Genomic DNA, 971 nt, shown 5'->3' on the forward strand with positions numbered 1-971 from the left:
CCCCCGTTCGGCCTTCGCCCCCGAGGTGCCGAATCGCTCCACCGGCCGCGTCTTGCCGTCATAGTCCCGATACTGCGCCCGGCCCGGTGGCGTCCGGGAGCTTCCTCGTTGCGGTTCACCCGGCCCCAGTGCCGAGGGGGAGTGGTGGGCGAGGCACTTGAGCGTTGTGTAGACCGGCGAGTGTGTGAATTGTGGCCAGGAGGCGTGGTGGGTGCGTTTGACGTGCCATTTCACGTATGTGCGTGTGACGACGCGGGGCGTGGCTCGGCGGATTCTGGCCAGTGTCGTGCACTGCCAGCTCGTACAGTGTTGCGTCGAGTGCAGATCGGAGATTGTGTAACCACTCTCCGAAGATGACGGATATCTGGACGGGGAATCGTGCGGATTCTGATGCGAGTACGCGTACGTCGTGCTCACCGACGTCGAACCTCTGGTTGATCGGATATCGGCGAGATGCTCGGCGGCCAGCTCCCACAGGGTGTCTCTGTGTTCGCTTGCCCGTCGGACGCGAGCCAACGCGGCTTCGAAGTCGGCCTCCAATGCGAAGTGCTTGATTCGAAAGTCACTGGTGGTCGAGGATCTCGAAGCCTTCCTGAAATACGAGATCGGCGATGGGAAGCGTGGTTGCGCTATTCGTGGCGAGGGGCGTGATTGTTGCGTCTTGGTCATTGAGCTCGGTGATCTCGGCCACGCCGTGATCGCATTGGATTCTCATCCCGATCGCGAGGAAGAGGTTGCCGCATTGTTCGTGGCTCACGAGAACGACGCCGGTCTCCGATCGCGAGATAGCAGCGTTGGCGATGGAATCCTCAGAAATATCGAGGAGTCCTAGAAGGTCGCCCATCGACAGGCCGAACGTCTTGGTCACTCTTCTGCGTTGAGGCCGCTGGATGGGTACGGGTTTGGCGTGTCCCCCGTGAGCCGGTCCGGGTTGTTTTAGAGTCCTGATTGCCCTGATGAGGGCGGAGAAG

At 61.3% G+C, this 971-nt stretch carries 2 protein-coding genes; both read right to left on the reverse strand.

What is annotated here, in order from left to right; all coding sequences use genetic code 11:
- A partial coding sequence (locus B1964_RS30670; RefSeq protein ID WP_216354231.1) for a hypothetical protein occupies positions 1-234 on the reverse strand: 234 nt, incomplete at its 3' end.
- A 328-nt stretch (positions 235-562) separates the two neighbouring features.
- On the reverse strand, positions 563-868 hold the full coding sequence (locus B1964_RS07655; RefSeq protein WP_079929398.1) for a hypothetical protein: 306 nt from the start codon (positions 866-868) through the stop codon (positions 563-565).
- Positions 869-971: the final 103 nt, after the last annotated feature.

Source organism: Gordonia sp. i37, from assembly GCF_002043085.1.
GTDB lineage: Bacteria > Actinomycetota > Actinomycetes > Mycobacteriales > Mycobacteriaceae > Gordonia > Gordonia polyisoprenivorans.